Origin of the sequence: Dyella sp. GSA-30, assembly GCF_027924605.1 — a bacterium.
In the GTDB taxonomy this organism is placed as follows: domain Bacteria; phylum Pseudomonadota; class Gammaproteobacteria; order Xanthomonadales; family Rhodanobacteraceae; genus GSA-30.
In genome coordinates, this window is record NZ_AP027042.1 from 821,841 (window position 1) to 836,074 (window position 14,234).

The following is a 14,234-nucleotide window of genomic DNA, read 5'->3' on the forward strand; positions in this document are numbered from 1 at the left end:
GCTTACTCCTGATGAATATCGACAGCGCTATCGAGGGCGACATCGTCGCCATCGTCCTGCGCTGCCGGTACCGGTTCGCTCGCCGCGCCCGCAGCCAGGCCGCGTTCGCGACGGATCACTTCGCCGGCCAGGCCGATATAGGCAATCGCGCCGCGCGAGCTACGGTCGTACAGATGAATGGGCTGACCATGGCTGGGCGCCTCGGCCAGGCGCACGTTGCGTGGAATGATCGAACGCAGCACCTTGTCGCCAAAATGCTGGGTCAGCTGCGCGGACACTTCGTTGCCGAGGTTGTTGCGCACGTCGTACATGGTGCGCAGCAGGCCTTCGATTTCCAGCTTGGGATTCAAGCGCTGACGCACGGCCTTGATCGTATCGAGCAGGCTGGACAGACCTTCCAGTGCGAAATACTCGCACTGCACCGGAATCAGCACGGCATCGGCGGCGGTCAACGCATTGAGCGTGAGCAGATGCAGCGACGGCGGGCAATCGATCAGCACCGTGTGGTACTTGTCGCCCAGCTTGGCCAGCTGTTCTTTCAGACGGCTCTCGCGTGCGATCGCGTCCATCAGTTTCAGCTCGGCCGCGGTCAGGTCGCCATTGCCCGGCAGCAAGTCGTAGTTGCCTTCGGTCGCGACGATGGCCTGATCGAGCGTGGCTTCGTCCAGCAGTACTTCGCAGCCGTTGGGCTTGGCTTCGTGCTTGTCCACGCCGGACGCCATGGTGGCATTGCCCTGCGGATCGAGGTCGACCAACAACACCTTGCGCTTGGCAGCCGCCAGGGCTGCAGCGAGGTTGACGGCGGTGGTGGTCTTGCCAACCCCGCCTTTCTGGTTGGCGACAGCGATGATGCGGGCCATGGAGTGGTCGATACCGTGCGCAAGTGAAAAGGGGAGCTAGAGTACCATTGGTTCAGCTTTAGAGCCTGTCCGCAAGGGTATCCAGCTAAGGCGTGCGGCCAATTTCCAGCAAATGTCGTTCACCATCGACACCGGGCACCTTCAAAGCATGTGTCGCCTGAACCGTAAAACCAGCCGGTACGCCCGGCAGTTCATCATCGGGCCGTTTACCCTTCATCGCCAGCCAGACCCCATTGGGCGCCAGCAAATGACCGCCCCAACCAAGCATATCTGCCAAGCTGGCAAAGGCACGGGCGGTCACGCAGTCGAACTGTCCCTCGACGGCCTCGACACGCGACTGCACCGCACGTACGCCTTCAAGCTTAAGCGAACGGATCGCCTCGCGCAGGAAGCGCACCTTCTTGCCATTGGAATCGACCAACAGCATCTCGCGTCCCGGCGCGGCAATAGCCAGCACGATACCCGGCAAACCGGGCCCGGTGCCCAGGTCGGCCAAACTGCTGCCCCGTACGAACGGCAGGATCGCGAGCGAATCGAGCAGATGACGCGAAACCATTTCCTGGGCTTCGCGCACCGCCGTCAGGTTGTATGTAGCGTTCCAGCGTTGCAGCAGGGCCTGGTAATCCAGCAACCGATCGATCGCCGCACCGGATAGCTCCAAGCCAAGCGTAGTGATGCCTTTTTCGAGCTGGGTTTGCAAAACGGCGCGGTCGGTCATCGGCAAATCGTCTCGGAGCGAAGATCGAGAGTATCTCGGCATCGGCTATGCCGAGCCAAGGTGAATCCACAAAAAAAGCCCGCCGTAGCGGGCTTTCGCATTCTGTTTCGCGAATCTTTTAAGCGATGTCCAGCTCGACGCGTGTCACCATCATGCCGCGTTCGCGCAGCGCCTTGTTCATGGCCAGCTTCAGTCGTGTGTTCAAGTCGCGGCGGTCGGCCTGCAGTGCTTCGGGTTCGTCGCGCAGCGCGGCGAGTGCCCCGCGGCGGATCAGCTGGTCGACCTGGTCGATGACCGCATCCGCACGCTCCGGCTCCAGCACCTGCCAGTACACCGTGCCGCGCACGTCGTGCGCGTCAGCCAGCGGCTCTTCGAAACGCAGCACCTGCCCGCTCAGATCGATGCGGTGGCCGACACGGTCGACCCAGGGCAGGGTCAGATGGGTACCCGGCTGCAACAGGCGGCTCGGCTTGCCGCGGCGATACACGCTCACTACCTGTCCCGAAGGCACCCGCTTCACCGCGCTGGCAGCCAGTACCAGCAGAAAAGTCGCAGCGATGAGTAGGAGCACAGTGTTCATAGGAATAACAAGTAGTTATCGCGGTTAAGTTCGCTTTTTGCAGGAGGTTTAGGGTACAGCGACTTGCCTGCCCTTAGATTAATCAGAATTTAACGACATTCTGATGACTTTTTACAGTCGACCTTTGGCCTAGATCGGACGCCGTTTTCCCGAAAACGTCGGCCTTAGTGGGGTTATCGGCCGGATCGCCGTCTTCTTCATGGCCTACGCGGAAAAACTTGTGAGGCAAGTTGTTGCGTCGCCACACTCCCGGGCAGGCCATCCCTCAATGGCCAAATCCCGGCAAATCACTCGAAAAAGGGGCAAATTCGTGCTTCAAACATATTGCATTGCAGCAAAGTCTTTGATTTGCAAAAGCTTTACAAGGCTTCATGAAAACGTTTACGTTGCGCCCGAAGTCGTTCCCGCGGCATCCACTGGGGCTCTCACATCGTGGCAGTGACCATCAAAGACGTGGCGCGCGAAGCCAACGTGTCAGTGGCATCGGTGTCGCGTGCGCTCAACGGGCATGGCGGCGTCACGGCCGACACGCTCGAGCGTATCCGCGAGGTCGCCGCCCGCCTGCGTTATGTGCCGCACGGCGCCGCGCGCAGCCTGATCACCCGCCGCACGCATACCGTCGGCGCCCTGTTGCCTGACCTGTACGGCGAATTCTTTTCGGAGCTGATCCGCGGTATCGATCTGGCGGCTCGAGCGCATGGCCTGCACCTGCTGGTGTCCAGCTCGCACGACGATGCCGATGAAGCGGCCGCCGCGTTGCGCGCCATGCAGGGCCGGGTGGACGGTTTGCTGGTGATGTCGCCGCACGCCGACGTGGCGTTCCTGCGCCAGAACCTGCCGGTGGGCTTGCCGACGGTGCTGATGAACACCGTGCTCGATGGCGACGACTATCCGGCGCTATCGGTCGACAACCACGGCGGCGCACGCCTGATGACCGAGCATCTGCTCGACGGCGGTTACCGGCAGATCGCGTTCATCCAGGGTCCGCCGAAGAACCGCGACGTGGCCGAACGCGAAGCGGCGTATCGAGAAGTCATGGCCGAACGGGGGCGTCAGGCGATCGTGCTGCCGGGCGATTTCAACGAGGACTCGGGTTATCGCGCCGGGCAACAGCTGCTGACGATGCAGCCGCGCCCCGATGCGGTATTTGCTGCCAACGACATGATGGCGATCGGCTGCATGGCCGCCATTCGCGAAGCGGGACTGCGCATTCCCGAGGACATCGCGATAGCCGGTTTCGACGACGTGCCGATGGCCCGCTACGTCACGCCGGCTTTGACGACGGTGCGCGTGCGCATCGCCGAGTTGGGAAAAGAAGCGCTGAACGAACTGGCTGCACATATCGAAAACGGCGAACGACCCGCGCGATCGGGGCAGCGCGTCGACGCCGATCTGGTCGTACGAAGTTCCAGCAACAAGTCTTCGAGATCGTAACGCCGCCGGGGTTGGCGGTTCGCATCACCGGGTTTTACCAGGAAACATTCCGGGATTACGGCGTGGCGAAGGCTCCGCCGTGCCCCTCGGAACCATGACAACAACGGCACCTCGCCGACAGCACACTGTTTCGACCCTTGAGGGAGGGTAGTAAGCCATGGCACGCAGACACGCACTTTCGATGCAGATTTCACTGGCCCTGGCAGGCCTGGTTGCGACCGCGGCGCTACTGCCTTCGGTCGCCTGGTCACAGACGTCCGACGCCACCTTGCGCGGTAGGGGTCCAGCGGACACCGACGTGGTTGCCAAGAATGTGGCGACCGGTTCGGTGCGCCGTACGCGCACCGACAAAGACGGCAGTTATGCGCTGGTCGGCCTGCCCCCCGGCACGTATCAAGTCGATGCCGGCCCCGGTAACCAGCGTACGGTGACGGTAACGGTGGCATCGGTGGGTACGCTCAATTTCCCCACGGCGGCGACAGCCGAGCAGCCCGTGGCAGCGTCCGCCAATGCGAAAGAACTGGGCACGATCACCGTCAACGCGACCACACTGGCCGAAGTGACGACTTCGGAAGTGGGCACGTCGGTGTCGCAGCGTCAGATCTCCACGATTCCGCAGATCACGCGCAACTTCCTCGAATTCGCCGATACCGTGCCCGGCATGGTGTTCACGGTGAAAAACGGCAATACCAATCTACAGGCGGGCGGCCAGAACTCCGGTGCGATCAACGTCTATATCGATGGCGTCGGTCAGAAGAACTACATCCTACCGACCGGCATTTCCGGCCAGAACAACACACAGGGTAATCCGTTCCCGCAGTTGGCGATCGGCGAGTACAAGGTCATCACGTCGAACTACAAGGCCGAATACGACCAGGTGTCGAGCGCGGCGGTGACGGCGGAGACCAAGTCCGGTACCAACGAATTCCACGGTGAAGTGTTCGGCAACTACACCAACCAGTCCGTGCGAGCCGAGACGCCGGCAGAAGACGCCAGCGGCAAGAAGATCCCTTCGCACAACAAAGAGTACGGCTTCGCCCTGGGTGGTCCGATCATCCAGGACAAGGCGCATTTCTTCGTTACCTACGAGGGCAAGGAATACGATCAGCCGATTACCGTTATTCCGGGCGGCCCCGCCGCCTACACCAGCCAACTGCCGGCCAGCGCCCTGGCCCAGCTCGGCCCCGCCAGCCAGCCGTTCAAGGAAAACCTGTATTTCGCCAAGCTCGACTGGGAGCCGACCGATCGCGACCGCATTGAAGTCAGTGGCAAATACCGCGACGAAACCGCAGTGAGCGGCATTGGTACCGGCACGGCGGCGTCCGCGTCCTACAGCACCAAGAACACCGACAAGCGCTACGACATCCGTTGGGATCACAGCACCGACAGCTGGTTCAACCGCCTGCAGGTGACTTACGAGAACGCGTTCTACACGCCGACGGCGACCAACATCGGAAATGGCGCGGTCTATACCGCACTCGGCGCCAACAACCAATCGATTCTTGCCACCGGTGCAGCGTCGCCGCTGGCCTCGCAGAACAAGGGCCAGAAGGGTCCGGCGCTGCAGGACGACTTCACCTTCAACGACATCGAATGGCATGGCGACCATGTCATCAAGACGGGTTTCAAGGCCAAATGGGTCCGCCTGACGGCACGCGACGCGGGCGAGTTCAATCCGCAGTTCTTCTATGACGTGACCCCGGATGCGGGAACCCTCGCATTGCCTTACCAGGTGCAGTTCCCGTCGCCGACACCTGGGCAGAACCCGACCGCCAGTACGGTCGATCGCCAGTTCGGTGCCTATATTCAGGACGACTGGACCGTCGACGAGCACCTGACCTTGAACCTGGGCATTCGTTGGGATTACGAGAAGACGCCTTCGTATCTCAACTACGTCACCCCGCAGGCCGTGGTGGATGCGTTCAACTCGCAAGATCCGAACACCGGGGCGCCCCCGGGGCAGACTTATGCGCAGTCGCTGGCCAAGGGCGGCATCAACGTCAACGACTACATCAGCAACGGCCACAACCGCCATGCGCCGCGCCTGAACTTCCAGCCACGCTTCGGTTTCTCGTATGACGTCAATGGCGACGAAGTGCATGTGATCCATGGCGGCGTGGGCCGTTCGTACGACCGTGATATCTACGAGATCCTGCAGCTGGAACAGACCAAGTCGGTGCTGTCGCAGCCCACGATCAGTTTCCAGGGTTTCGACGCCACCCATCCGTGCACGCCTGGTCCCACATGTATCCCGTGGAATCCCATCTATCTGAACGGTCTGAGCAATCTCCAGGCGCTGGTCGCCGGCAGCAATGCGGGCAAGGAGGTGGACATGATTACCAACCACCTCAAGACCCCGTACTCCGACCAGATCAGCCTGGGTATGCGCAACAAGCTGGGGGACTGGAACACCGACGTCACCATCCAGCGCGTCAACAGTTTTGATGGGCTGATCTTCCAGCTCGGCAACCGCTTCCCGGATGGGTCGTTCTTCCAGGGCACGAACAAGCCGTTCGGCAACCCGATCCCGGGCTTCGGCGCCATGATCTACGCCAACAATGGCTTGAAGACCAAGACGACCCAGGGGTTGATCTCGGTTGAAAAGCCCTACACGCCCGAATCGCATTGGGGCGCGACGTTTGCGTACACGTACACCAAGAGCCGGTTTAACCACGACCAGCAGGATTTGACTGACCAGTACGCGTTCGACTATCCGACTGTCGGCGACTATCCGTTTGTCGGCGGTCCCATCGCCAAGCATCGCCTGGTGTCCACCGGTACGTTCGACGGTCCGTGGGGCTTCCTGCTGGCCGCCAAGCTGACACTGGCGACACCGACCGCATCGGTCGGTCAGGCCTGCTTCGGCTCGACCTCCCCGATCGCAACGCCTGATGGGTGTCAGGCATTCAGCGCGGTTCCGCCGGGCACCGGCAAGTTCCTGATCGGTGGCAAGGTATTCGGCTATCGCGACCTGGACATCCAGGCCACCAAGAACTTCAAGGTGTGGAACAACCTGGATGCCTACGTTCGTCTGGATGTCCTGAACTTGTTCAACTGGGCCAACTACAACGACTACATCACCAACTATGGCGCCAACGGCGTACTCAACCGCACGCCAGTGGTCTATAACCCCGACGGCAACATCGTCGATGTGTCGCGCCAGCTCAAGCTGACCGTCGGACTGAAGTTCTGACCCGACGGAACGTCCAAAAAAGGGCCTGCGGGCTCTTTTTTGGGACGCCAACGTAAACGTTTACGTGATACAACATGCTTTCCCCTGCGGGCGGATCATGGCATCTAACGACCGCCCGCTTTTTTGCTTCAAAAGGCAGCACCATGCGCTTGAATAAACCCACCCGCCTTACCCTGGTCCTCGCCACGGCCCTGACCTGCCTCAGCCCCGTGGCGGCACAGGCAAAGAAGACCCAGGCTGCTCCTACCCACCAGCAAGCCGACAGCAAGCGCATTCCGCCTGCGATCGATGACCTGGAGAAGCGCACCTTCAGCTGGTTCTGGGATAGCGCTAATCCGGTCAACGGATTGATACCCGACCACTACCCGACCGATTCCTTCGCCAGCATCGCTTCGGTGGGGTTTGGGCTAACCGCATACGGCGTTGGCGTGGAGCGGGGTTACATCACGCGCGACCAGGCGATCGAACGCACCCTGACGACGTTGAAATTTTTCCGCGATGCGCCGCAGAACGATAGCGAAGACGACGCTACCGGCTTTCACGGTTTCTTCTACCACTTCCTCAACATGCAGACGGGCAAGCGCGAAGCGCGCTGGGTCGAGCTATCTACCGTCGATACCACCTTGTTGATGGGCGGCGTGCTGTTCGCGCAGTCGTACTACGACCGCGACACGCCCAAGGAGAAGGAGATCCGCGAGATCGCCGACGAGCTGTACCGCCGCATCGAATGGTCATGGGCGCAACCGCGCGCGCCGCTGATCAGCATGGGCTGGACGCCGGGCGGTAAGTTCATTCCGCACGACTGGACCGGCTACAACGAAGGCATGCTGGTGTACATCCTGGCGCTGGGCTCGCCGACGCACCCGGTCAGCGACGATGCCTGGGCTGCCTGGAGCGCCAGCTACAAGCGCACCTGGGGCACCTTCTACGGCCAGGAACATCTTGGCTTCGCCCCCTTGTTCGGCCACCAGTTCAGCCATGTGTGGGTGGACTTCCGCGGCATCCGCGATGCATGGGGCCGCGAGAAAAACCTGGACTATTTCGAAAACAGCCGCCGCGCCACCTACTCGCAGCGCGCTTATGCCATGGCCAATCCGGGCAACTGCACAGGTTACGGCAAGGACATCTGGGGCCTGACCGCCAGCAATGGCCCCGGCGGCTATATCGTGCTGGGTGCGGCCAACGCCCAGCAACCGAAGTTCTTCGGCTATACCGCGCGCGGCGCGGGGATCGACTACATTCAAGACGACTGCACCATCGTGCCGACCGCTGCCGGTAGTTCGATTGCCTTCGCACCGGAGATCGTGGTGCCGGCACTCGAAGAGATGAAGAAACGCTACGGCAAGTACATCTATAACAAGTACGGCTTCGTCGATGCGTTCAACCCCAGCTTCCACGTACCGAACGTGCAGCTGCGCACCGGTCGGATGGTGCCCGAGATGGGTTGGGCCGATACCGTGCAACTGGGTCTCGACCAGGGGCCTATCGTGCTGATGATCGAAAACTGGCGCAGCGATTTCGTGTGGAACGTGATGAAGAAGAACCCGTACATCCGCAAGGGCCTGGAACGCGCCGGATTCACTGGCGGCTGGCTGAGTAAGGACGCCGCGCAGCCATGACGTTTTTCTCGCCCACGCGCTGGATGGCGAAACTGGCGCTGGGCGTTGGCCTGGCGTTGGCGCTGACCAGCTGTGCGCGCAATGAGGATTCCGACCCGTTGGTGTTCTGGACCATCGGTCGCGAAGGCGAAGCGATTGCCAAGCTGATCCCGGATTTCGAACGCGAATATCCGCAGATTCACGTCAAGGTGCAGCAGTTGCCGTTGACGGCCGCGCATCAGAAGCTGCTCACCGCCATTGCCGGCGGCTCGACCCCCGATATCAGCCAGCTGGGCAATACCTGGATTCCCGAAGTGGCCGCGCTCAACGCGATCGAGCCATTACAGCAGCGTGTCGCGCAATCGAAGGTGATCCAGCCAGACGATTACTTCGCCAGCATCTGGAGCACGAACGTCATCGACGGCACGTTGTACGGTGTGCCGTGGTACGTCGACACGCGCTTGCTGTTCTATCGCGTGGATCTGCTCAGGCAGGCCGGGTTCGATCATCCACCCAAAACCTGGAATGAGTGGCGACAAATGCTTGCCGCCACCAGCCACCCGGACAGGAAAATCTACGGCGCGCTGCTGCCGACCAACGAGTTCGAACAGCTGCTTTCGCTCGCCTTGCAGCAGAACGATCCGATCCTGCGCGATAACAACCGCTACGGCAATTTTCGCAGCGCCGGCTTCAAGCGCGCCCTCGGTTTCTACGTCGATACTTTCAAACTTCATCAGGCGCCGGCGATTACCAATGTGGAAGCGGGTAATCCCTGGAGCGAGTTCGGTCGCGGCGTCTACGCCTTCTATTTTTCCGGTCCGTGGAATATCGGCGAGTTCCGCAAGCGACTTCCGGCGGAGCAGCAGGATGACTGGTCGACCGCGGCGCTGCCCGGCCCTGACGGCCCCGGCGCGTCGAACGCCGGTGGATCGAGTCTGGTGATCTTCAACACCTCCAGGCACAAGGAACAGGCCTGGCAGTTGATCGAATATCTGTCGCGCCCCGATATCCAGCAGCGCTTCTACGACCTGCTTGGCGATATGCCGCCGCGACGCTCGTCGTGGGAAGGCGGCGCCTTGCACGACGATCCGAAAGCGCGCGCTTTTCGCGAGCAGCTCGAACGCGTCAAGCCGCTGCCGCCGATTCCCGAATGGGAACGCATCGTGACCGAGATGCAGCTGGTGGCGGCGCAGGCCGTGGCAGGCCAGTTGACGGTGGATCAGGCGGCCGAGGAGATCGATCGCCGCACCGATAGAATTTTGGAGAAGCGGCGTTGGGTGTTGGAGCATTCAAAAGAGGTTCGCCCATGAAACGTTCCTCGCCCTCCATAGGTTTGGGTACATGAATCCGACCCGCGCCGCCTGGATCTTTCTCGCACCCGCATTGATCGTTCTGGGTCTGTTCTTTTTGCTGCCCGTCATTGCAGCACTATTGCTCAGCCTCACCGACTACGACCTCTACGCGCTGGCCAACCTGCACAACCTGCGCTTCGTTGCACTGGGCAATTATTGGGAACTGCTGCACCGACCACTGTTCTGGTCGGCGCTGGGACACACGTTCTACTTCGTGATCGTCGGTGTACCGCTGTCGATCTGTACCTCGCTCGGCGCCGCGCTGTTGCTCAACTCGCCGCTGGCGCGCATGAAATCATTCTTCCGCACGGCCTTGTTCGCACCTGTGGTTACCACCGTGGTCGCGACCGCGGTGATCTGGCGTTATCTATTCAACACCAAGTACGGCTGGGCCAACTACTTCCTGCAGAGCGTCGGCATTCATCCGGTCGATTGGCTCGGCGACCCTCACTGGGCGATGCCGACAATCATCCTGTTCGCGGTGTGGAAAAACTTCGGCTACAACATGATCATTTTCCTGGCCGGCTTGCAGGCTATTCCGGCCGATCTCTATGAAGCCGCGCGCATCGATGGCGCCTCGCTCCGCCGCCAGTTTCAGCACATCACATTGCCGATGCTCAAGCCAACGCTAGTGATGGTGGCGATCCTCACTGTCGCCGGTTACTTCCAGCTGTTTGCCGAGCCCTACGTGATGACCGAAGGCGGCCCGCTGCAAAGCACCACCAGTGTGCTGTACCTGATGTACGAAGAAGGCTTCAAATGGTGGAACCTGGGCTCCGCTTCCGCAGTGGCCTTCTTGCTGTTCGTAATCATGTTCGTGGTGACCGCCGTGTTGTTGCGGCTGTCGCAGCGCGGAGATGAGGCATGAACGAGACACGCTTCGGTAAGGCGATCATCAACGGTTTGCTGATCGGCGGCGCGATCGTCGCGCTGTTCCCGCTGCTGTGGATGCTCTCGGTGTCGTTCATGCAGCCGGGCGAAGCCAGCTCGCTGCCGCCGCCGTTGTTGCCCAGGCACGCAACGTTCGGCAACTATCGCGAACTGTTTGTGCACGCGGGCATGGGTCGGTATCTGGTCAACAGCCTGCTGGTTTCCACCGCGATCACCTTGTTGGCTCTGGCCTGCAATCTGATGGCCGGCTACGCCTTCGCCAAGCTGCGCTTCGCCGGTCGCGAGCGCCTGTTCCAGCTATTGATCGGCGGCCTGGTGATTCCCGCGCAGGTAGCGATGCTGCCGCTGTTCCTGCTGCTGAAGTACATGGGTCTGGTCAATAGCTATGCCGGCGTGATCGTGCCGGGCATGGCGACCATCTTCGGTATCTTCCTGGTACGTCAGTATGCACGCGGCATTCCTGACGACCTGTTGGAGGCGGCACGCATCGATGGTGCGGGCGAGCTGCGCATCTTCGTGCAGATCGTGCTGCCCCTGCTCAAGCCGATCATGGTAACGCTGGCGATCTTTACGTTTCTCGCTGCGTGGAACGACTTCATGTGGCCGCTGATCGTGCTGACCGGCCAGGAGCACTATACCCTGCCGATCGCGCTGGCATCGCTGTCGCGCGAACACGTGCAGGATTCGGAACTGATGATGGCGGGCTCGGTGGTCACCGTGCTTCCGGTGCTGGCGCTGTTCCTGGCGTTGCAGCGCTACTACCTGCAAGGGCTGTTGCTGGGCAGCGTAAAGGGTTAGGCAATGAAACGATGGCAGGGCTGGCTGGCGGCAACGCTGCTGCTGGGTACGTGCTGGGCCCACGCGGCAACGTCGCGGGTAATCGATGATTTTGGCCAACCCGGCGCATGGCGCGCCAGCGGTACCGACGACATCGATACATCTCTGCACGCCGTTCAGGGCAAGAACGGAGCTGGCATCTGCCTGGATTTCAACTTCAACGGTGTATCCGGCGCAGCAACACTGCATCGCGATCTGCCGGTCGACTTTCCAGAGTACTTCGCGCTGTCGTTCGATACGCGTGGATCGATGAAGCCGAATGATCTTCAGGTGAAGTTGATCGATGCCAGCGGCGACAATGTCTGGTGGTATCGGCAAGAGGCGTTCGAGCCCAATGCCGATTGGCGGACCATCCGTGCGGACGATCGCCAGGTCGAGTTCGCCTGGGGCCCATTGAAAGACCATGCGCTCAAGCGAACGGTCGCTATCGAGTTCACCGTCTATGCCGGCCGGGGTGGCAAGGGGCAGCTTTGCGTCTCTCATCTGCACTTGCAGCCATTACCGCCGCACGCTGCCGACAAACCGTTGCCGCAGACGCCGAATGCCTTCTTCCAGGAACAGGCGAAGAAGGCATCGCGCGGCATGTATCCACGCGGGTTCTCTGGTGAACAGAGTTATTGGACGTTGGTCGGCGTAGACGGCGGAGCCCGGCATTCGGCGCTGATCTCCGAGGACGGTGCGGTGGAGGTCGACAAGGGCGGCTGGTCGATCGAACCGATGCTGTTCGAAGACGGCAAGGCGATCGACTGGGCGAGTGGCAAAAACACGCAGCGCCTCGAAGACGGTTACCTGCCCATGCCTACCGTGCGCTGGCAGGTCGACCAACTGAGTCTGGAAACCACCGCCATCGCCAACGGCAGCCAGGCGCATTCGCAGTTGTTGCTGCGCTACGTCCTGCGCAACGACAGCGATCGTCCACGACAACTGACATTCGCCTTGCTGGCACGCCCTTTCCAGGTAAACCCGCCGACGCAGTTTCTCAATACACCCGGGGGCATCAGCCCGCTACACCGATTCGCCTGGGACGGCCGCGCGCTGCGTATCAACGACAGCTATACCGTGCAGCCGCTACAAGCGACCGATGCATTCGCCGCCAGTCCGTTCGATGCAGGCAATCTGCCCGAGCGCCTGACGCACGGCGACGAACCGGCGGTATCGCAGTTGGACGACCCCAAAGGGTTCGCCCAGGGTGCCATGCTTTATCACGTCACCATCGCACCGCATGGCAGTCGGCAGTTCGCGTTGCTGATGCCATGGACAGGTGCCATGCCATCGATTGGCGACCAGCCCACGACGTGGCTCGAACAGCAGATACAGCAGACGGCGGCTACCTGGCGCGGCAAGCTCAATCGCGTCACCTTGCACGTGCCCACCGACCAACAGGCTATCGCCGATACGGTACGCAGTGCGCTCGCGCAAATACTGATGTCTCGCGATGGACCGGCGCTGCAACCGGGCACACGCTCTTATGCGCGAACGTGGGTACGCGACGGCGCGATGATGACCGAAGGACTGGTGCGCAGCGGTCATGCCGATGTCGCGGCAGAGTTTGTCCGTTGGTATGCGCCGCATCAATTCAGCAACGGCAAGGTGCCCTGCTGTGTCGATGCTCGCGGCTCCGATCCGGTGCCGGAGAACGACAGCCACGGTGAACTGATCTTCGCCATCGCCGAGCTGTGGCGGTACACACATGATCGTGCCGCCCTCGAAACGTTATGGCCGCACGCCGAACGCGCTGTTGCTTATATGGACAAGCTGCGTGCCACTGAAACCGGACCGGCACCGCTCTTCGGCCTTATGCCCGCATCGATCAGCCATGAAGGCTACTCCGCCAAACCGATGCATTCGTACTGGGACGATTTCTGGGCACTCAAAGGCTATGACGACGCGGCGATGCTTGCCGGCGTGCTGGGCAAGCCCGACGAAGCGACAAGGTTCTCCTTGTCGCGCGACGCCTTTCGCAAGGACTTGGCGCAGTCCATCGATGCGGCCGTCGCGCAGCATCACATTGACTACCTCCCTGGCGCGGCCGAACTGGGCGACTTCGATGCGACGTCCACCACGATTGCGCTCTCGCCCGGCGACGGCCAGACGTGGCTGCCGCCTGCACTCGTCGAGCAGACTTTCCAGCGTTACTGGGATGGATTCGTCGCGCGCCGTGACGGAAAAAATGCTTGGGAGGACTACACACCTTACGAAGTACGCACCATCGCCAGCTTCGTGCGCCTTGGCTGGCGCGATCGCATCGGGCAGCTGTTGACGTTCTTCTTTGCCGATCGTCGACCGGCGGCGTGGAACCAGTGGGCGGAGGTGGTTGGGCGCGATCCTCGCAAGCCGCGCTTTGTCGGGGACATGCCGCATGCATGGATTGCTTCGGATTTTCTGCGCTCGGCGTATGACTTGTTTGCTTATGAGCGGGCGAGGGATCAGGCGCTGGTATTGGCTGGCGGGATTCCTGCCGAGTGGCTCAAGGGCGATGGCGTTGGGATCGAGCGGTTGCGGACGCCTTATGGATTGTTGAGTTATTCGCTGCGCGAGCAGGGGAAGCAGCTGGAGTTGCGTGTTGAGGCAGGGGTGGCAGTGCCGCCGGGTGGGTTGGTGCTTGCTTGGCCCTATTCGGGAGTACCGGATGGAAAGGTTCTGATCAATGGGGAAGTTACGCGTTGGCGAAACGGGGAGCTGGTTATTCGCCGTGTACCGGCGAAGGTGACGATTGCTCTTCCATAGTTGTGTTTGACCTTTCCTACTTCGTCATCCCGGCGCAGGCCGGG

General features: G+C 61.3%; 10 protein-coding genes. 7 read left to right on the forward strand and 3 right to left on the reverse strand.

From position 1 onward, the window contains the following. Window positions 1-2: 2 nt before the first annotated feature. From QMG46_RS03665 to QMG46_RS03675, 3 genes are all read right to left on the reverse strand, one after another. Window positions 3-860: a ParA family protein gene (locus QMG46_RS03665; protein ID WP_281851118.1), complete on the reverse strand. Its 858-nt coding sequence runs from the start codon at window positions 858-860 to the stop codon at window positions 3-5. Between the two features lie 85 nt (window positions 861-945). Next, window positions 946-1,578, reverse strand: coding sequence for a 16S rRNA (guanine(527)-N(7))-methyltransferase RsmG (gene rsmG, locus QMG46_RS03670; RefSeq protein ID WP_281851119.1), 633 nt, complete (start codon window positions 1,576-1,578; stop codon window positions 946-948). Window positions 1,579-1,696: 118 nt separating this feature from the next. Then, entirely contained in the window at window positions 1,697-2,158 is a 462-nt protein-coding gene (locus tag QMG46_RS03675; RefSeq protein WP_281851120.1) for an SPFH domain-containing protein, read from the reverse strand. A gap of 429 nt (window positions 2,159-2,587) precedes the next feature. On the opposite strand from QMG46_RS03675, the gene QMG46_RS03680 reads away from it, so the two are divergent. From QMG46_RS03680 to QMG46_RS03710, 7 genes are all read left to right on the forward strand, one after another. Further along, window positions 2,588-3,592 (forward strand): LacI family DNA-binding transcriptional regulator, encoded by a 1,005-nt coding sequence (locus QMG46_RS03680; protein WP_281852799.1) that lies wholly within the window; start codon window positions 2,588-2,590, stop codon window positions 3,590-3,592. Window positions 3,593-3,749: 157 nt separating this feature from the next. Continuing rightward, window positions 3,750-6,785, forward strand: a complete 3,036-nt coding sequence (locus tag QMG46_RS03685; protein ID WP_281851121.1) for a TonB-dependent receptor — start codon at window positions 3,750-3,752, stop codon at window positions 6,783-6,785. 143 nt (window positions 6,786-6,928) lie between these two features. Beyond that, window positions 6,929-8,404: a glucoamylase family protein gene (locus QMG46_RS03690; protein WP_281851122.1), complete on the forward strand. Its 1,476-nt coding sequence runs from the start codon at window positions 6,929-6,931 to the stop codon at window positions 8,402-8,404. After that, the gene (locus tag QMG46_RS03695; RefSeq protein WP_281851123.1) at window positions 8,401-9,693 is read left to right on the forward strand and encodes a sugar ABC transporter substrate-binding protein; all 1,293 of its coding nucleotides are present in this window, start codon (window positions 8,401-8,403) and stop codon (window positions 9,691-9,693) included. Before QMG46_RS03690 ends, QMG46_RS03695 begins: the two co-directional genes overlap by 4 nt. A gap of 31 nt (window positions 9,694-9,724) precedes the next feature. After that, a complete protein-coding gene (locus tag QMG46_RS03700) occupies window positions 9,725-10,603 on the forward strand; it encodes a carbohydrate ABC transporter permease (RefSeq protein WP_281851124.1) in 879 nt (292 codons plus the stop codon). After that, window positions 10,600-11,424 carry a carbohydrate ABC transporter permease gene (locus tag QMG46_RS03705; RefSeq protein ID WP_281851125.1) on the forward strand — a complete coding sequence of 275 codons (825 nt, stop codon included), beginning with the start codon at window positions 10,600-10,602 and terminating at the stop codon, window positions 11,422-11,424. The genes QMG46_RS03700 and QMG46_RS03705 overlap by 4 nt, the downstream gene beginning before the upstream one ends. A 3-nt stretch (window positions 11,425-11,427) precedes the next feature. Then, window positions 11,428-14,190, forward strand: coding sequence for a glucosidase family protein (locus tag QMG46_RS03710; RefSeq protein ID WP_281851126.1), 2,763 nt, complete (start codon window positions 11,428-11,430; stop codon window positions 14,188-14,190). The last annotated feature ends 44 nt before the right edge of the window (window positions 14,191-14,234 follow it).